This is a genomic window from Actinoplanes sp. G11-F43 (assembly GCF_050589265.1).
GTDB lineage: Bacteria > Actinomycetota > Actinomycetes > Mycobacteriales > Micromonosporaceae > Actinoplanes.
This window is the reverse complement of record NZ_JBNZCE010000007.1, coordinates 1105-18865: the sequence shown is the minus strand read 5'-3', so window position 1 is coordinate 18865 and position 17761 is coordinate 1105. Positions and strand designations below refer to the sequence as shown.

General features: G+C 69.4%; 14 protein-coding genes, 2 tRNA genes and 1 other RNA gene. 7 read left to right on the top strand and 10 right to left on the bottom strand.

Going from position 1 to position 17761, the window contains the following annotated elements:
- The first annotated feature begins 1 nt into the window (after nucleotide 1).
- The 3 genes from ACQ0O7_RS08465 to ACQ0O7_RS08455 are packed head-to-tail and all read left to right on the top strand — an operon-like array spanning nucleotide 2 to nucleotide 3770.
- Nucleotides 2-1009: a calcium-binding protein gene (locus tag ACQ0O7_RS08465; protein ID WP_430781248.1), complete on the top strand. Its 1008-nt coding sequence runs from the start codon at nucleotides 2-4 to the stop codon at nucleotides 1007-1009.
- Nucleotides 1010-1032: 23 nt separating this feature from the next.
- Complete coding sequence (locus tag ACQ0O7_RS08460; protein WP_430781247.1) at nucleotides 1033-2421, top strand: calcium-binding protein; 1389 nt, start codon at nucleotides 1033-1035, stop codon at nucleotides 2419-2421.
- The gene (locus tag ACQ0O7_RS08455; protein ID WP_430781246.1) at nucleotides 2418-3770 is read left to right on the top strand and encodes a calcium-binding protein; all 1353 of its coding nucleotides are present in this window, start codon (nucleotides 2418-2420) and stop codon (nucleotides 3768-3770) included. The genes ACQ0O7_RS08460 and ACQ0O7_RS08455 overlap by 4 nt, the downstream gene beginning before the upstream one ends.
- 58 nt (nucleotides 3771-3828) lie before the next feature.
- On the opposite strand, the gene ACQ0O7_RS08450 is transcribed toward ACQ0O7_RS08455, so the two are convergent.
- The 9 genes from ACQ0O7_RS08450 to ffs all read right to left on the bottom strand — a co-directional run bounded on the left by ACQ0O7_RS08450 (nucleotide 3829) and on the right by ffs (nucleotide 14464).
- Complete coding sequence (locus tag ACQ0O7_RS08450) at nucleotides 3829-4941, bottom strand: ABC transporter ATP-binding protein (RefSeq protein WP_430781245.1); 1113 nt, start codon at nucleotides 4939-4941, stop codon at nucleotides 3829-3831.
- Nucleotides 4938-5930: an ABC transporter ATP-binding protein gene (locus ACQ0O7_RS08445; RefSeq protein ID WP_430781244.1), complete on the bottom strand. Its 993-nt coding sequence runs from the start codon at nucleotides 5928-5930 to the stop codon at nucleotides 4938-4940. The genes ACQ0O7_RS08450 and ACQ0O7_RS08445 overlap by 4 nt, the downstream gene beginning before the upstream one ends.
- A gap of 7 nt (nucleotides 5931-5937) precedes the next feature.
- Nucleotides 5938-6891 (bottom strand): ABC transporter permease, encoded by a 954-nt coding sequence (locus ACQ0O7_RS08440; RefSeq protein ID WP_430781242.1) that lies wholly within the window; start codon nucleotides 6889-6891, stop codon nucleotides 5938-5940.
- Complete coding sequence (locus tag ACQ0O7_RS08435; protein WP_430781241.1) at nucleotides 6888-7892, bottom strand: ABC transporter permease; 1005 nt, start codon at nucleotides 7890-7892, stop codon at nucleotides 6888-6890. Before ACQ0O7_RS08435 ends, ACQ0O7_RS08440 begins: the two co-directional genes overlap by 4 nt.
- A 94-nt stretch (nucleotides 7893-7986) precedes the next feature.
- Nucleotides 7987-9648, bottom strand: coding sequence for an ABC transporter substrate-binding protein (locus tag ACQ0O7_RS08430; RefSeq protein WP_430781239.1), 1662 nt, complete (start codon nucleotides 9646-9648; stop codon nucleotides 7987-7989).
- 155 nt (nucleotides 9649-9803) lie between these two features.
- Nucleotides 9804-10397, bottom strand: a complete 594-nt coding sequence (gene recR, locus ACQ0O7_RS08425) for a recombination mediator RecR (protein WP_430781238.1) — start codon at nucleotides 10395-10397, stop codon at nucleotides 9804-9806.
- Between the two features lie 4 nt (nucleotides 10398-10401).
- Nucleotides 10402-10725, bottom strand: coding sequence for a YbaB/EbfC family nucleoid-associated protein (locus ACQ0O7_RS08420; RefSeq protein ID WP_430781237.1), 324 nt, complete (start codon nucleotides 10723-10725; stop codon nucleotides 10402-10404).
- Between the two features lie 129 nt (nucleotides 10726-10854).
- Nucleotides 10855-14277 (bottom strand): DNA polymerase III subunit gamma and tau, encoded by a 3423-nt coding sequence (locus ACQ0O7_RS08415; RefSeq protein ID WP_430781236.1) that lies wholly within the window; start codon nucleotides 14275-14277, stop codon nucleotides 10855-10857.
- A 91-nt stretch (nucleotides 14278-14368) separates the two neighbouring features.
- Nucleotides 14369-14464: signal recognition particle sRNA small type (ffs, locus tag ACQ0O7_RS08410), an RNA gene on the bottom strand.
- 86 nt (nucleotides 14465-14550) lie between these two features.
- On the opposite strand from ffs, the gene ACQ0O7_RS08405 reads away from it, so the two are divergent.
- From ACQ0O7_RS08405 to ACQ0O7_RS08395, 3 genes are all read left to right on the top strand, one after another.
- A tRNA-Ser gene (locus ACQ0O7_RS08405) sits at nucleotides 14551-14638 on the top strand.
- Between the two features lie 388 nt (nucleotides 14639-15026).
- Nucleotides 15027-15533 carry a tRNA adenosine deaminase-associated protein gene (locus ACQ0O7_RS08400; RefSeq protein ID WP_430781235.1) on the top strand — a complete coding sequence of 169 codons (507 nt, stop codon included), beginning with the start codon at nucleotides 15027-15029 and terminating at the stop codon, nucleotides 15531-15533.
- Nucleotides 15530-15979, top strand: coding sequence for a nucleoside deaminase (locus tag ACQ0O7_RS08395; RefSeq protein WP_430781233.1), 450 nt, complete (start codon nucleotides 15530-15532; stop codon nucleotides 15977-15979). Before ACQ0O7_RS08400 ends, ACQ0O7_RS08395 begins: the two co-directional genes overlap by 4 nt.
- Before the next feature lie 128 nt (nucleotides 15980-16107).
- Here the strand turns inward: ACQ0O7_RS08395 and deoD are convergent, their stop codons facing one another.
- Nucleotides 16108-16815, bottom strand: coding sequence for a purine-nucleoside phosphorylase (gene deoD / locus ACQ0O7_RS08390; protein ID WP_430781231.1), 708 nt, complete (start codon nucleotides 16813-16815; stop codon nucleotides 16108-16110).
- Between the two features lie 115 nt (nucleotides 16816-16930).
- On the opposite strand from deoD, the gene ACQ0O7_RS08385 reads away from it, so the two are divergent.
- Nucleotides 16931-17020, top strand: a tRNA-Ser gene (locus ACQ0O7_RS08385).
- Nucleotides 17021-17761: the final 741 nt, after the last annotated feature.

Sequence of the window (17761 nt, the reverse complement as noted above, 5' to 3'; positions counted from 1 at the left end):
GATGACTACCAGAAGCTGGCTGACCAGGACGGGCGTGGCACTGCTCGGCACCACCGCCGCGGTCGGCATGGCCGGGGCGCCCGCGCAGGCCGCCTCCACCGGCGTCGCCTCGGTGACCAACCAGGGTGAGGTGTCCTTCAAGGCCGGCAGCGGCAAGGTCAACCGGGTCCGGATCACCGAGTCCGGCGGCACGGTGACCATCGACGACCGGGTCACGGTGAAAGCCGGCAAGGGCTGCACGGCGGTCAAAGGCGACAAGACCAAGGTCACCTGCGCCGATGTGCGGTGGGTGAACGCGAACCTGGGCGACCGCGGCGATGTCTTCGTCAACGCCTCCGGAGTGTCGACATATGTCTACGGCGGCACCGGACACGACAAGATCACCGGTGGCACCGGCTACGACACCATCCGCGGCGGTCCGGGCAACGACACGATCCACGGTGGAGACGGCTTCGACATCCTGAACGGCGACTCCGGCAACGACCTCGTCTACGGTGACGCCGGCGACGACCGCCTCTACGACGGGTCGGGCAACGACCGGCACTGGGGCGGCGCGGGCAACGACACGTTGTCCGACAAGAAGGGCAACGACCGCTACTACGGCGGCTCCGGTGACGACGTGTTCCGGGTCGGGGAGGCGCCGGTGCAGGCCGACCGCTTCTACGGCGGCTCCGGCACCGACACGGTCAGCTACGAGTGGTCCGCGAAGGCGGTCACCGCCGACGCCGACGGCAAGGCCGACGACGGCCGCAAGGGCGAGAAGGACCTCATCGGCACCGACGTCGAGAACCTGACCGGCGGCCGCGGCGACGACAAGCTCTACGGCACCAGCGGCCCCAACCGGCTGGACGGCGGTCCCGGCAACGACAAGATCTACGGCCGTGGCGGCGACGACCTGCTGATCGGCCACTCCGGCAAGGACTACCTGAACGGCGGCGCCCACGTCGACGGCGACACCTGCTGGACCGACGCCAAGGACACCACCGTCAACTGCGAGATCATCCGCTGACCGCGATACGGGGAGTTGCTGTGATGACTGCAAGACTCTGGCTGACCAGGGCCGGCGTGACCCTGCTCGGCACCACCGCGGCGGTCGGCGTGCTCGGCGCGCCCGCGCAGGCCGCCGCCACCGGCATCGCCTCGGTGAACGACCGCGGCGAGCTGGTCTTCACCGCCGGCAGCGGCCGGGCCAACCGGGTCACGCTGAGCGGATCCGGCGGCACGATCACCGTCGACGACCGGGTCACGGTCCGGGCCGGCGCCGGCTGCGCCGCGGTCACCGGCGACAAGACCAGGGTCACCTGCACCGGTGTGACCTACCTGCGCGGCATCCGGCTGGGCGACAAGAACGACGTGTTCGTCAACCGCACCAGCCTGACCGGCAACGTCTACGGCGATTCGGGTGCCGACACCCTGACCGGTGGCTCCGGCAGCGAGACCCTGTACGGCGGCTCGGGCAAGGACCGGATCAACGGCGGGGCCGGCGCCGACACCATCCACGGTGGCAGCGGCGACGACGTGATCCACGGTGACTCCGGCAACGACTTCCTGCATGACGGCAGCGGCGCCGACCGGGTGTACGGCGACTCCGGCAACGACGCCTTCTTCGACGGCTCGGGCAAGGACCGCTTCTACGGCGGCACCGGTAACGACTCGTTCAACGCCGGCCCGTCGACGGCCGCCGACCGTTACCACGGTGGCTCCGGCACCGACACGGTCAGCTACTACGACCGCACCGCGGGGGTCACCCTCGACGTCGACGGCAAGGCTGACGACGGCCGCAAGGGCGAGAAGGACAACATCGCCACCGACATCGAGAACCTCACCGGCGGGTTCGGCAACGACACCATCCACGGCACCAACGGCGCCAACCTGCTGGACGGCGGCGAGGGCGGCAACGACAAGCTCTACGGGCGCGGCGGCAACGACACACTGCTCGGCGGCCCCGGCCGGGACCACCTGGACGGCGGCGCCGGAAACGACCGCCTGTTCGGCGACCCGGCCCTGACCTCGGAGTACCCCACCGTCTCGGCGGACGTCATGATCGGTGGCAGCGGAGTCGACACGGTCTCCTACAGCAGCTACGAGTTCTCGGTCTTCGTGGACCTGGACGGCGCCAAGGGCGACGACGGCGTCCGCGGCGAGGGTGACACCGTCGGCAAGGACGTGGAGAACGTCATCGGCGGTTACGGCGACGACATCCTCACCGGCAACAGCGCGAACAACGTGCTCAACGGCGGCTGGGGCGGCGCCGACATCCTGCGCGGCCTGGGCGGCGACGACACCCTGCTGAGCGACAACGAACGGACCGGGGTCTCGGACGGTGCGATCGACACCCTGGACGGTGGCCCCCACGTCAAGGGCGACACCTGCGGGTACGACCCCGAGGACGCGGCCACGAACTGCGAGCTGACGAAGTGACTTCACGAACCTGGCTGACCAGGGCAGGCGTGGCCCTGCTCAGCACCACCGCGGCGGTCGGCGTGTTCGCCGCGCCCGCCCAGGCCGCCGCCACCGGAACGGCCTCGGTCAACGCTCGCGGCGAGCTGATCTTCAAAGCCGCCGGCGGGCAAACCAACCGGATCAAGCTGATCCGGGGCGACGAGTACTCCACGACCGTTCTCGAGGACCGGGTCCCGGTGACGGCCGGTGACGGGTGTACCCCGTACGGCGGTCAAAAGACCAAGGTCGTCTGCGTCGGCGTTATGGATGCGGTCATCCACCTGGGCAACGGTGACGACCGGTTCGACGGGTCCGGCGCGTTCCCGGACGCGACCGTCTACGGCGGCACCGGCAACGACACCCTGATCGGCGGCACCGGCAGCGACCGGCTGTACGGCGAATCCGGCAAGGACCGGATCCACGGCGGGATCGGCAACGACCGGATCTCCGGTGGCAGCGGCAACGACCGGATCTACGGCGAGTTCGGCGCCGATCACATCTGGGACGGCAGCGGCGACGACGTCGTCTACGGCAACGCCGGCGACGACAACTTCCACGACGGCGCCGGCAAGGACCGCTTCTACGGCGGCGTCGGCCACGACCACTTCCATGCCGGGGCATCTCCCGTGCAGGCCGACCGCTTCTACGGCGGCAAGGACAACGACATCGTCAGCTACGAGGGCACCGCCAAGGCGGTCACCGCCAACCTCGACGGCAAGGCCAACGACGGCCGCAAGGGCGAGAAGGACCTCATCGGCTCCGACGTCGAGAGCCTCATCGGCGGCCGGGGCAACGACAAGCTCTACGGCGACAACCGCGACAACTACCTGGGCGGCGGGCCCGGCAGCGACAAGCTCTACGGGCGCGGCGGCAACGACCGGATCGACGGCGGCAGCGGCAAGGACCGTCTGGACGGCGGCAGCGGCAACGACATTCTGCTGGCCGGGACCGGCGCCGACGTGTTCCTCGGCGGCACCGGCACGGACCGGGCCGACTACTCCGCCTATCGTGTGCCGGTCGTCGTCGATCTGGACGGCAAGGCCGACGACGGCGCCCGCGGTGAGAAGGACAACGTCGGCACGGATGTGGAGAACATCTTCGGCGGCTGGGGCGACGACGTCCTCACCGGCAACAGCAGGAACAACTATCTGCACGGTGGCCTCGGCGCCGACGTGCTGCGCGGTCTGGGCGGCGACGACCGGCTGCGGTCCGAGCACGCCCGGGGCGACGAGGCCGTCGACACTCTCGACGGCGGTTCGCACGTCAAGGGTGACGCCTGTGCATACGGCACGGGGGACATCGTGAAGAACTGTGAACTGAGCCTCTGACGATCAAAGGCCGCTTTCGCCGTACGTACGGGGAAAGCGGCCTTTGATGTTCTCGCGGTTAGATCCCCGGCCCGCCGGGAGTCTCCAGAGCCGTCTCCAGAGCGCCGTGCGCGTCCTTGGCGCCCGCACCGTCCGCGACGACCTCGGCCTTCACCGCGTGCGGCTGGAGCTGCCCGGACTCGATCTCCTCGGCCCAGTGGCAGGCCACCCGGTGCGCGCCGGTCCCGATGATCCGCAGACCTGGACGCTCGGTGGCGCACTTGGTCGGCTGCGCCCACGGGCACCGGGTGTGGAACCGGCAGCCGGACGGCGGGTTGGCCGGCGACGGCAGGTCACCGGCGAGCAGGATGCGCTCGCGCCGGTCCTCGACCTCGGGGTCGGGCACCGGCACCGCCGACATCAGCGCCCGGGTGTACGGGTGCATCGGCTTGCTGTACAGGTCGTCGCTGGGCGCCTCCTCGACGAGCGCGCCCAGGTACATCACGCCGACCGTGTCGGAGATGTGCCGGACCACCGCCAGGTCGTGCGCGATGACCAGGTAGGTCAACCCGAGTTCGTCCTGCAGCTCCTCCAGCAGGTTGATCACCTGCGCCTGGATGGAGACGTCCAGGGCGGAGACCGGCTCGTCGGCGACGATCAGGTCCGGGTTGAGCACCACGGCCCGGGCGATGCCGATGCGCTGCCGCTGGCCGCCGGAGAATTCGTGCGGGTAGCGGGACAGCGCCCACTGCGGCAGGCCGACCGCGTCCAGGGCCTTCGCGATGATCTTCCGGCGTTCGGCCCGGTCGCCGCCCAGCCCGTGTGCCTGCAGTCCCTCGGTCAGGATCGACTCGACGTTCTGCCGCGGGTCCAGGCTGGACATCGGGTCCTGGAAGATCATCTGCATGCGCCGGCGCATCGACCGCAGCTGCTTGGCGGGCAGCGTGGTCAGCTCGGTGCCGTCGAAGTTCACCTTGCCACCGGTCGGCGGGGTGAGCTGCAGCAACGCCCGGCCGAGCGTCGACTTGCCACAACCCGATTCGCCGACCAGGCCGTACGTCTGGCCCTTCGCGATCCGGAGATCCACCCCGTCGACGGCTTTGACGTGCCCGACCACCCGGTCCAGGAACACCCCGCGCTTGATCGGGAAATGCACTTTGAGGTCGTCGACCTCGACCAGCGTCTCGGTCACGACGGCACCTCCACGGTCCGCGACTCGGGGTTGACACAGCGGTAGGCGTGCCGGTGGATGCCCTCGGTCAGCGCCGGGGGTTCCCCGACACAGGCGTCGATCCGGCGGTCGCACCGCGGCGAGAAGGCACATCCCTCCGACCAGGGCAGCACGTCGCGCACCGATCCGCGGATCGCGTGCAGCCGTTCGCCCTTGCCGGAGTCCAGGCGGGGGACCGAACCCAGAAGACCATTGGTGTACGGGTGACGCGGGTCGGCGAACAGCGGCTTGCGCCGGGCCGACTCGATGACCCGGCCGGCGTAGAGCACGTTGACCGTGTCGCACATCCCGGCCACCACACCCAGGTCGTGCGTGATCATGATGAGCGCGGTGCCGGAGTCCCGGACCAGGCCGCGCAGCAGCTCCAGGATCTGCGCCTGGATGGTCACGTCGAGTGCGGTGGTCGGCTCGTCGGCGATCAGCAGCTTCGGCGCGCAGGCGACCGCCATGGCGATCAGCGCCCGCTGCCGCATCCCGCCGGAGAGCTGGTGCGGGTATTCCTTGAGCCGCCGCGTCGGGTCCGGGATACCGACCCGGTTGAGCAGGTCGGCGGCCTCGGCACGGGCCTTCTCGCCGGTCAGCCCGCGGTGCCGGGTGAGCACCTCGGTCACCTGCACGCCGATCGGCACGACCGGGTTCAGCGAGGACAGCGGATCCTGGAAGATCATCGCGACGTCCCGGCCGCGGATGTCCCGCATCGACCGCTCGTCGGTCTTCAGCAGGTCGGTGTCCCCGAACATCGCCGAGCCACCGATGGTGACACCGCGCTGCTTCGGCAGCAGACCCATCAGGGCCAGCGACGTGACACTCTTCCCGCAGCCGGACTCGCCGACCAGGCCGACGACCTCACCGGCCTCGACCGAGAACGACACCCCGTCGACCGCCCGCACGGTGCGCTGCCCGCGCCGCGAGAAGGTGACGGACAGATCCTTGACGTCTAGCAGTGGCATCGCGGCCTCACTTCCGCAGTTTCGGGTCGAGGGCCTCACGCATCGCCTCACCGAGCAGGGTGAACCCGAGCGCGGTGATGATGATGCCCAGAGCCGGGAAGACCGCCAGACCGGGCCGGCCGTCCAGGTACGGCTGGGCGTCGGACAGCATCAGACCCCACTCGGGGGTCGACGAGTCCGGGTTGCCCAGGCCGAGGAAGGACAGGGCGGCCGCCTCGATGATCGCGGTGGCCAGCGTCAGGGTGGCCTGCACGATCACCGGCGCCAGCGAGTTCGGCAGGATGTGCGAAATCGCGATCTTGGTCCGCTTCACCCCGAGCGAGGTCGCCGCCAGCACGTAGTCGCTGTTGGCCTGCACCACCATGGCGCCGCGCAGCAACCGGGCGAAGATCGGCACCGAGACCACACCCACCGCGATCATCACGGTGGTCAGGCTCGCCCCGAGCAGGGCCGCGATGCTCACCGCCAGCAGCAGGCTAGGCAGCGCCAGCAGCATGTCGACGATGCGCATCAGCACCGAGTCGACAGCCCGGCCCCACTTGCCGCCGAGACCGGCCGCGGCACCGGCGATGCCACCGATCAGCGCGCCGACGGTCAGGCCGATCAGGGTGGAGATGATACCGACCAGCAGGGTCTGCCGGGCGCCGACGAGCAGCCGGCTGAACTGGTCCCGGCCCTGGTGGTCGTACCCCAGCCAGTGCTCGGCCGACGGCCCCGGGATGGAGCCGGGCCGGATCACCCCCTCGCGGATGCCCATCGTGTCGGTCGGCGAGTAGGGCGCGATCCACGGCCCGATGATCGCGACCAGCACGAACAGCACCAGGATGGCGACGCCGACCAGGGCGCTCGGGCTCCGGCGGACCCGCCGGAACGCCTCTTTCCACAGGCTGACGCCGTGCTCGTCCTCTTTCGCCGCGGAGAGTTCGCTCAAGCGGTCGATCTTGTCGGTCTTGGTGCTCATCGGACCCTCACCCTCGGGTCGATCAGGCTGTACGACAGGTCGACCAGCAGATTCACCAGGACGTAGAAGACAGCAATGATCATGATGAAGCCCATCAGAACCGGATAGTCGCGGTTCGCGATGGCCTCGTAGAGGAAGGCGCCGATGCCACTGAACGCGAAGACCGTCTCGGTCAGCACCGCGCCGGAGAGCAGACCACCGGTGAGCAGGCCGATCACCGTGACGATCGGCAGCATCGCGTTACGCAGGACGTGCCGGCCACGGATCGTACGCTCGGTCAGGCCCTTCGACTGGGCGGTCCGGACGTAGTCCTCGCTCAGCACCTCCAGCACGCTCGCCCGGGTGATCCGGACGATGATCGCCAGCGGGATGCTGGCCAGCGCGATGCCGGGCAGGATCAGATGCCACAACGCGTCGAACGCGGCATCCCACTCCCGGGTCATCAGGCCGTCCAGGACGAAGAAGTTCGTGACCCGGGTGGCGCCCAGCGTCGGATCCTGGCGCCCGCTGGACGGGAACAGCTGCAGGTTCTCCGAGAAGACCGCCTTCAGCACGTACGCCAGGAAGAACACCGGCACACAGATGCCGATCAGCGAGGCGCCCACCGAAGCGCTGTCCAGGAAACTGCCCCGGCGGCGCGCGGCCAGATAGCCCAGCGGGATGCCGACACCGATCGCGATGATCATCGCGGTGATGGTCAGCTCGACGGTGCCCGGGAAACGCTCCAGGAACTCCGTCATGACCTCGCGCTTGGTCGAGATCGAGGTGCCCAGGTCGAGCTTGAGCATGCGCTGCATGAACCGGCCGTACTGCACCAGGATGGGCTCGTCCAGGCCCAGGTTCGCCCGGATCTGCGCACGCATCTCCGGGGTACCGCGCTCACCGAGGATCGCGGTCTCGGGGCCGCCGGGCAGGCGGCGCAACCAGATGAAAAGAAGAATCGACAGACCGAACAGCGTCGGTATCAGCTGTAGCAGTCGTCGCACGATGAACCGAATCAAGGCCGCCTCGTGAGGTGAGAGGTCGACAGCGGGCGGGCGTCAGGATAAGACGCCCGCCCGCTGGTAACGCAATAGGAAAGGTGCCGGATTACGGCTACTGGAAGGTGGCCCCGACGAACCTCTCGTCAGTCAGCGGGCTCGGGGTGATACCGGTCAGGCCCTTGCCGAACACGATCGCCGGCGGGGAGTGCGAGATCGGCACACCCGGCGCGAACTCCGCGATGGCGGCGTTCAGAGCCTTGTACTTCTCCACCCGCTGCGCCTGGTCGGCGGTGCTGTCGGCGTCCTTGAACTGGGCGAACAGCTCGGGGTTGTTGAAGCCCCACTCGTCCTTCTGGCGGTCGAACATGGTGCCGATGAAGTTGTACGCGTCACCGTAGTCGCCGGTCCAGCCGAGGAAGTGCAGGTCGTGCGCGCTACCCGAGGTGGTGGCGTTCAGGTAGTCGGGGCTCCACTTCAGCGGGATGGCCTCGATCTCGATGCCGACCGCCTTCAGGTCGGCGGCGATCAGCTCGAACAGGTCCTTCGGGTTCGGCATGTACGGCCGGGTGACCTCGGTCGGGTAGTGGAAGCGCAGCTTCAGGTTGCTCGCACCGGCGTCGGCCAGCAGCTTCTTCGCACCCTCGACGTCGTACTCGTACTTCTTGACGTCCGGGTTGTAACCCTCGACGGTGTCCGGCAGGAACTCGATCGCCGGCTTGGCGCCCGGCGGGAGCTTCGAGTCGACGAGCGCCTGCTTGTTGACCGCCATGTTGATCGCCTGGCGCACCTCGGGCTTGGCCAGCGCCGGGTTGCCCTTCTGGTTGATCGCCAGGTAGAGGATGTTAAACGCCGGACGGGTCAGGACGTTGAAGCCCTCGCCCTTCAGCGGCTCCACATCCGCCGGGCCGACCAGGTCGTAGCCCTGGATGTCGCCGGAACGCAGCGCCTGCTTGCGGGCGTTCTCGTCGGAGATCGTGCGGAAGATGACCGTCTTCAGCTTGGCCTTGTCGCCGTAGTAGTCATCGTTGCGCTCGATGGTCAGCGACTTGTTCGGCAGGTCCCAGGTCTTGAACTTGAACGGGCCGGTGCCGGTCGGGTGCGCCGTGGCGTACTCCGGGTACTTGATGTCGTCCGCCGAACCGGAGACGTTCGACGCGTTGTACTGCTTCAGCGCGGCCGGGCTGTGGATCGCGAACGACGGCAGCATCAGCGCCGACGGGATCTTGCTGGAGACCCGGGTGAACGCCAGGTCCACGGTGGTCGCGTCCTTGGCGGTGCAGGACTTGAAGAGGCTCTCCGGGAGCTCGGCGCTCTCGTTCTTCGCGAAGCCACCCATCACGTCCTGCCAGTACGGCGTGACGTCCGGGCTCTGCATCAGACCGGCCGAGTTGTACCAGCGGTCGAAGTTGGCGCAGACGGCCTCGGCGTTGAAGTCGGTGCCGTCGTGGAACTTCACGCCGGACCGCAGCTTGAACGTCCAGGTGGTGCCGGCCGCGTCCGGCGTCCAGCTCTCCGCCAGACCGGGCGACGCCTTGGTGCCGCCCTCCTCCGGACGCACCAGCGTCTCGAAGATCTGGCGAGCGACCCGCAGCGACTCACCGTCGCTGGCGAAACTCGGGTCGAGCACCTTCGGGTCACCGGCTACACCGAAGACCAGCGTGTCCTTGACGGCCGAACCACCAGAACCGTCACGCTCGCTCTCGGCGCAGCCGGCGGCTGCCAGGACCGCGACTGCGGTGACCGCGATCGCGGCTTTCCGCCTCGATGGACGCATCGTGCTTCACCTCTGCCTTGTGGGGTGGTCAACGCGGTGGAGTGTGCCACCGATGCGACGGACATTAACGGCAGTGGAAATTTCTGGGCAGCCGTCGATATCCAATCGTGTTGTTACAAGGCTGCTTCGTAGCGCAACCACCCGGCACAAAACACTCAGACGGCGCGTCTTCCCTCGAAGGCTCGACCCAGAGTGATCTCATCCGCATACTCAAGGTCACCACCGACCGGCAAGCCACTGGCCAGACGCGTCACCGCGATCCCCATCGGCTTCACCAGCAACGCCAGATACGTCGCGGTGGCCTCACCCTCCGTGTTCGGGTCGGTGGCCAGGATCAGCTCCTTGACCTCCCCCGTCCCCAGCCGGAACAGCAGCTCACGGATCTTCAGGTTGTCCGGGCCGATCCCCTCCAGCGGATTGATCGCCCCACCCAGCACGTGATAGCGCCCGCGGAACTCGCCGGTGCGCTCGATCGCCACGACATCCTTCGGCTCCTCCACCACACACAGCACCTCGTTGGTGCGGCGGGTGTCCCGGCAGACCCGGCACTGCTCCGACTCGGCCACGTTGAAACAGGTGGTACAGAACCGCACCAGCTCCTTGACCTTGCGCAACGCGCCGGCCAGCCGGTTCACATCGGCCGGATCAGCCGACAGGACGTGAAAAGCGATGCGCTGGGCCGACTTCGGGCCCACACCCGGCAGCCGGCCCAGCTCATCGATCAAATCCTGGATGGCACCCTCGTACACGGGATCAGAACCCCGGCAGGGAGAAGCCGCCGGTCGCCGGGCCCATCTTCTCCTCGGCCAGCTCACGCTGCGCCTCGGCGGCATTGTGGATCGCCGCGAGCACCAGGTCCTCCAGCGTCTCGATGTCGTCCGCGTCGACCACCTTCGGATCGATCTTCACCGACTTGAACTCACCCAGCCCGGTGATCACGGCGGTCACCAGACCACCGCCGGCCGTCCCGGTCAGCTCGGCCTCGGCCAGCTCGGCCTGCGCCTGAGCGACCTGCTGCTGCATCTTCTGCGCCTGCTTCATGATCTGCTGCATGTTCGGCTGTCCACCGGGGCGCATGGCACCGCTCCTCAATTGATCGATCCTGTGATCCACCGTCGATACGAGGCGACGGCCGAAATTACCGCCGCCAGCGTAACCGTCATCCACTTCATGCCCGCTCAGACGCCACCGGACACCCGTGCCCACTCAGAGTTCGGCGATCTTCTCCGCGCCGAACGCCTCCCGCAGCAGTTGCATCGCCTGCTCCTCGCTGCTGGCCCGCGCGGTCTTCTCGTCGATCACCTCGTCCAGCGGCTCGTCCCCCGGGTCGAAACCCTCGAACGAGGCGGCCTCCGGCGGCGGCCCGTCATACTCCGGGTCGTACGGCGCCTCCTCGATCGGCGACCCGTCGGACCACGTCGCGTTCGCCCCGGCAGCCGCCGCCGCACGAGCCTGCGCGGCGGCCCCACCGGCCGGTTTCGCGGCAGCGGCCGGACGGCTGTTGGTCACCGCCGCCCGGGCGGTCTCATTCTCCGCCGTACGGGCACCGGCCCCCGACCCCATCCGAGCCGCAGCCCGCGCCGCCTCCATAGCAGCCGACCGGGCCCGAACCGGTTTCCCACCGGCCCCGCCACTAGCCCCACCGCTTTGCGGCACGGCCGAAACGGCAGCCCCACCGAACGCCGACCCACCACCGACGCCACCGACGACCTGCCCACCGGCCTGGCCGCCGCCGACGCCGCTGGTGGCCCGCCCGCCGATCTGACCGGCACCACCAGTCGCCTGACCGCCCCCGCTGATGGCCGGACCACCGCCGGTGATGACCGGGCCGCCACCGCCGATAGTCGAGCCGCCACCGGCACCGCTGGTGGCCGGGCCAGCGCTGGCACCGCTGGCCGCCTGGCCACCGCCTGGGCCGCCACCGGCCGGGCTGCCAGCGGCGTCGCTGAATCCGCCTGCTCCCGACCGGCCCGCACCCCCGTCCGGGATGGCCGCGTCTCCTCGGGCCTGGCTACCCGGGCGCACTGGTTCAGGCCACGCCGAACCGCCCGAGTCGACGGGCTCGGGCCGCACCGGCTCAGCACCGGATCCGGAGTCCACTCTCTCCTCCCGCCGGGCACCGGGCCGGACCGGCTCAGGCCAGTCGTCGGCCGCCGAAGCAACCCCACCGGCCTCCGCCCGCTCCGCTCCACCCGCCGAACCCGCCGGCCGGTCGATGCCACCCACACGAGCCGGTTCGGGCCATCCGTGGTCTCCGGCCGGACCACGCCCACGGCCCTCGTCCGGCCGCGACGCCGGGCGAGCCGGCTCCGGCCACCCACCGTCGTCGATCGGGCCACGCTCCGCGCGCGAACCGGAATGATCGTCTCGTCGGCCGTGGCCGGGTCGGGACGCCGCCGGCCAGTCGTCGGCGTCGTCGGCCGCCGGAGCGCGTTGTGGGCGGGACGGGTGCGACTCGGTGCGGCCGGTGTTCCGTTCGGGGGCACCGGACGGCACCGGGGCGTTCCGGGCCGGCGCACCGGACGCCCGGTGCGCGCCGGACTGGTCCCGGCGGTCGGCGGGGGCGCCGGGCCGGGAACCGGAACGTGGCGCGGCCGTGTCGCCGATCTCGCAACGGATCCGCCAATCCCCGCCCGGGGACTTGCGGAACTCTCCGGCGATGGCGTCCTTCCAGTTCAGAAAGCGGTCCATCAGCGCCTGGGTGGGCGCGGCGAAGACGATCGTGTCGCCGTCGAGGTCGCGGACACCGATGCCGTACTCCTGCATCGCCCGGACTTTGGCCTGATGCTGCCCGAGGGCCTGCCACGCGGCCCGGATCCGGTCCAGCCGGGGATCCGGGCGGGACTGCTCGAACCCGCCGTCCGCGTCGTCCCGGCGGTCGACGGAGTCGTCCCGGCGGTCGGCGGCCGATGGCGCCTGGGCCGGAACCGCCGCGGCACGCGACGGGGCCCGGCGCACCGGCTCGTCCGGCTCCGGCGGTTCCTCGTCCCACGGGGGCGGCTCGTCGTCATACCCGGAATCGGCCGGGGCCGGCTGCCCGGCGGCGACCTGGTTCCAGTCCGGCTCGGCTCCAGCGGGCGCCCCACCGGACCGGGTGCCGGCCGCCGAAGAGCCGACCGAAGAGCCGGCAGGAGTCCCGACCGAAGAGCCGGCCGGGGATCCGGCCGAGCCCGCGGCGGAATCCCCAGGACCAGTGGCCGGGGCCGAATCGGCGCCGGAGGCCGGACCGGCGGCGGCCGGAGCGCCGGCCGGCGCGGCGGGGGCCGGGGAGACCGGGCGGACCGGGCCGGGGCGGCTCAGCGCGGCACGGGCCGCGGCCATCGCGGCCGCTTTACCCCCGCCAGCCCCACCGGACCCGGCCGCGGGACCAGACCCGACGGCGACGTGACCCGACCCGTCGGCGGGACCGGCCGGCGCACCGGTCGAGGCGTCCATGGGGGATTCGGCGAGGGCGGGGTGCTCACCCCGTACGACAATTCCTTTTTCCAGTCTTTCCAACCGCTGCAGCAGGGCCGCTGTCGAGACGTCCGCGCCGGGAAGCAGCATGCGGGCGGTGACCAGCTCCAGCAGCAGGCGTGGCGCCGTCGTCCCGCGCATCTCGATCAGGCCGTTGTGCAGGATGTCCGCGCACCGGGACAGGGTGGCCGCACCCAGCGCGGCGGCCTGCCCGGCCATCGCCTCCAGCTGGTCGGCGGGGCCGTCGATCAGGCCCTTGGCGACCGCGTCCGGCACCTGCTGCAAAACGATCAGGTCACGGAACCGCTCCAGCAGGTCGGAGGCGAACCGGCGCGGCTCGTGGCCGGCGTCGGCGACCCGGTCGATGGTGGCGTAGGCGGAGGCGCCGTCACCGCCCGCGATCGCGTCGCACATCTCGTCGATCAGGGCCGAGTCGGTGACGCCGAGCAGCGCGACCGCACCGGCCCGGGTGACACCGTCCGGCCCGGAACCGGCGATCAGCTGGTCGAGGATCGACAGCGTGTCCCGGGCGCTGCCGCCGCCGGCCCGCACCACCAGCGGGAACACCGCCGGCTCGACGGTGACCCCCTCGGCGTCGGTGAGCTGCTGCAGGTAGGGCCGCAGCACCGCGGGCGGGATCAGCCGGAACGGGTAGTGGTGTGTCCGGGACCGGATGGTGCCGAGCACCTTGTCCGGCTCGGTGGTGGCGAAGATGAACTTCACATAGTCCGGCGGCTCCTCGACGAGCTTGAGCAGCGCGTTGAAGCCGGCCGACGAGACCATGTGCGCCTCGTCGATGACATAGATCTTGAAACGGCTGTTGGCGGGCGCGAAGAACGCCTTCTCCCGCAGCTCGCGGGCATCGTCGACACCACCGTGGCTGGCCGCGTCGATCTCGATGACGTCGATCGAACCGGCGCCGTCGTTGGCCAGCGACCGGCACGACAGGCACTCGCCGCACGGGTCCGGGGTGGGGCCCTGCTCGCAGTTGAGCGAGCGGGCCAGGATGCGCGCGCTGGAGGTCTTGCCGCAACCGCGTGGGCCGGAGAAGAGGTACGCATGGTTGAGCCGCCCGCTGCGCAGCGCCTGCGACAGCGGTTCGGTCACGTGCTCCTGACCGATGACCTCGGCAAAGGTTCGCGGCCGGTATTTGCGATAGAGGGCGAGTGCCACTCCTGCCACCTCCTGAACGACCGCGTCATTCTCCGTCGAGGGTCTGACAAGAACAAACGGCGTGCCCCGACAGTGCGTGTCCGGAGGAGAACGAAAGGACCCCCCGTGCACCCGCCAGAGCCCGCTTATCCTTGCTGCCTTCCGGCCCTGGGGAGGTTCACAGGATGACGCCGCACGAGGGGCTACGTGAGAGACTACCTAACGGCGGCCGGCCACATGCAGACCCCCTCCCCCGCGGGCGAGCCGCACCGCGGGGTCTGTACTCTGGCCCACGGAGGATTCGCCTAGTGGCCTAGGGCGCACGCTTGGAAAGCGTGTTGGGGGAAACCCCTCACGAGTTCGAATCTCGTATCCTCCGCCAGCACGAACAGGTGAGGCCGGACCCCTCGGGTCCGGCCTTCTTGCTGTCCCGAGGACCGTGCTGAGCAGCGAGTATGCCGACATGGCCATCGACTCTTGACGTACGTCCCGCGCTGTCGCACTCTCGGCTTCATGGCCCCCTCGCCAAGGCTCGACCCGGATCGCAGCCGTCGTCGAATGGAACTGCTGGCGGCTCTCGCCCGAGCGAAGTCGGCGCGTCTCACCACGGCGGCGCCGGCTCCCACGCCGCGCTCTCGCCGGCTTCGGTTGCGTGAGCTGATCGCGGTGCGCCGCGGCGCGGTGAACTGACTCAGGGCGTGGCGCGATGCGCCCGCCGCCCCACCCGCTACCGTCAGGCGCTGAGTGTTTAGGAACGTGTTGGGGGAATCGTGTCGATTTTCGCTGCCGCCGTCGCCCGGGGCAAGAACGGTTGGACGGCGTCGGAGCTGGACCTCTCCGGCCTGGCCGACATCGACGAGGTGGTGGACTCGCTGAGGGATGCCGAGCCGGACGCCGAACTGGCCCTGCTGTTCGTCGAGAGCGACGACCAGTATCTCGCGATCCTGCGCCTGGACGAAGGCGAGGACCTGCGGGTCTTCGGCTCGGACTCGGCCTTCGCCGAGGAGTCGCGGATCGGGTCGGTGCTGCTCGGCGAAGTCGAGACCCCGGCCCTGGAACTGGACGACCTGGCCGCGCCGGCCGACGAGGACGACAAGCCGGCCGACCCGGACGCCGACCCGGTCGGTGACGCCGAACTGCTCGGCGATCTGGGCATCAACGCCAAACGGCTGCTCGCCCTCTGCAGCAGGGAGGGGATGCTGCCGTCCGACGTCACCGCGGAGATCTGTCAGCGGATCGGCTGCGGCGACGAGATGGAGGAGCTGCGCGAGGCGTGATCCGCCGACAACGGCACGAGCAGTGGATGCGGCGGGCGCTCGCCGTCGCGTCCACATCGCCGGAGGACGTCCCGGTCGGGGCGATCATCCTGGGGCCGGACGGGACCGAACTGGCCGCCGCCGGCAACGAGCGGGAACTCACCGGCGACCCCACCGCGCACGCCGAGGTGCTGGCGATCCGCCGGGCCGCGGCCCGGGTCGGCGAGTGGCGGCTGGAGGGCTGCACCCTGGTGGTCACCCTGGAGCCGTGCACGATGTGCGCCGGGGCGCTGGTGCTGGCCCGGATCGGCACGGTGGTCTTCGGGGCGTGGGAGCCCAAGACCGGCGCGGTCGGCTCCCTGTGGGACGTGGTCCGGGACCCCAGGATCAACCACCGGCCCGAGGTGTACGGCGGAGTCCTGGAGCCCGAGGCCGCCCGCCTGCTGCAGGACTTCTTCCGCCCCTGACCCCGTCCGCCCCACCCGCGTCCGTCCCGGGACGGCCTTGCCCCGACGACCTACGGCTAGCCGTAGCTCAGACATCTTTCGGCCGGCTGCTTACACGTCTGAGCTACGGCTAGCCCGCAAAAGCGGGGTCAGGCGATGGCCGTGTCCAGACCGATCTTGACCATGTTGCTGAAGCCCTTCTCACGCTGGGCGGAGTCCATCGCCTCGCCGCGCTTGATGTGGTCGCTGACGGTGAGGATGGTCAGGGCCTTGGCGCCGTAGCGCGCGGCGATCGTGTAGATCGCGGCGGACTCCATCTCGACCGCGAGCACCCCGTAGTCGGCCAGCGAGTCGTACAGGTCGGGCCGGTCGGTGTAGAACGCGTCGGCGGCCAGGATCGGGCCGACCCGGATCGGGGTGCCCTGCTCCTCGGCCTTCTCCACGGCGGTGCGCAGCAGACCGAAGTCGGCCACCGGCGCGTAGTCGACGAGGCCGTCGAAGCGGGTGCGGTTCATGTTGGAGTCGGTCGCGGACCCGATCGCGGCGATCACGTCGCCGAGGTTCAGGTCCATCGCGAGGGCGCCGCAGGAACCGATACGGATCAGCGACTTCACGCCGTACTCGTTGATCAGTTCGTGGGTGTAGATGGAGGCTGACGGCATTCCCATGCCGGAGCCCTGCACCGAGACCCGCTCGCCTTTCCAGGTGCCGGTGAAGCCGAGCATCCCGCGGACCTCGGTGTAACAGACCGCGTCCTCCAGGAAGGTCTCGGCGATCCACTTCGCCCGCATCGGGTCACCGGGCAGCAGCACCCGCTCGGCGATGTCGCCCGGCTTGCCGCCGATGTGCACGCTCATCTCAATCCTCCGCTTTCCGTTGCCAGAGCGTCGATCTTGCCAGGTCAGCGGGCTCGCGGACGGTTATGGGTGACCCGGCGGCAAAGCCGTTGCGCCGTCCGGTAACGTACTTCCCGGTGGTGTGTCCGAGTGGCCTAAGGAGCACGCCTCGAAAGCGTGTGAGGGTTTACGCCCTCCGCGGGTTCAAATCCCGCCGCCACCGCCAACTAGCAGGGCAGACGCCCGGTGACTCCCGAGGAGTCACCGGGCTGTTCTATCTGCGGTCTCAGTTCTGGTCTCAATTGAGATCTGAGGGTTACCCGCGGTAATGAATGGGCTCCGAGGTTGCGAGCCCCGGAGCCCTCGAACCGCACCTCAGTCCCTAGTCCACACGGCGGCCTTGAGGCTGGTGGGGTGCGCGACCTGAGTATTGCCCGCCGGGCATCCCTGCCACAAATTTCTAGATCGGAATGAATCCTCTAAACGATCTGTGATGCAGATTACAACAAGCTCTTGACGTGGACAGTTAACGGGCAATGAGCAGGGATTTCTTAGTCGCCCACCACAAAGTGTCAGGGGGGCGTGGTATGAGGCCCATATTGGCGCATCGTCAATTACTTAATCATCCCTGGTCGCTCATACTGGGCTGCGCACCTGTTGCGAGCAGGTGATCCCTAGTCCACACGGCGACCCGAGAGGAACTAAAAGACCTTGATCAGTTTCAAAAACCTGGATGGCTGTCTGACCATCCCGGCTGCGACCTCAGCCCCGATGGCAGCCGCTGCCATGCTTGTGATCGTAATCCTTGTCGTTAGTGCAGGGCAGAACATGAGTGGCGCAGACTTCGCCAGCGTCCTTGCAAGCATCGCAACCGTCGTTAGCGCGGTGGGCATCCGCGCTCAGGCTAGGCAAGCATCAGACAACCAGCCGTTCTAACGGCTGCCGCCGTGCTGAGGCGTCAGCCTCA

What these genes read in the sequence shown, in the direction of transcription:
- ACQ0O7_RS08465 (WP_430781248.1), top strand. Translation starts at nt 2, where the DNA reads ATGACTACCAGAAGCTGGCTGACCAGGACGGGCGTGGCACTGCTCGGC.
- deoD (WP_430781231.1), bottom strand. Translation starts at nt 16,815, where the DNA reads ATGAGCGTGCACATCGGCGGCAAGCCGGGCGACATCGCCGAGCGGGTG.
- ACQ0O7_RS08440 (WP_430781242.1), bottom strand. Translation starts at nt 6,891, where the DNA reads ATGAGCACCAAGACCGACAAGATCGACCGCTTGAGCGAACTCTCCGCG.
- ACQ0O7_RS08460 (WP_430781247.1), top strand. Translation starts at nt 1,033, where the DNA reads ATGACTGCAAGACTCTGGCTGACCAGGGCCGGCGTGACCCTGCTCGGC.
- ACQ0O7_RS08430 (WP_430781239.1), bottom strand. Translation starts at nt 9,648, where the DNA reads ATGCGTCCATCGAGGCGGAAAGCCGCGATCGCGGTCACCGCAGTCGCG.
- ACQ0O7_RS08420 (WP_430781237.1), bottom strand. Translation starts at nt 10,725, where the DNA reads ATGCGCCCCGGTGGACAGCCGAACATGCAGCAGATCATGAAGCAGGCG.
- ACQ0O7_RS08445 (WP_430781244.1), bottom strand. Translation starts at nt 5,930, where the DNA reads ATGCCACTGCTAGACGTCAAGGATCTGTCCGTCACCTTCTCGCGGCGC.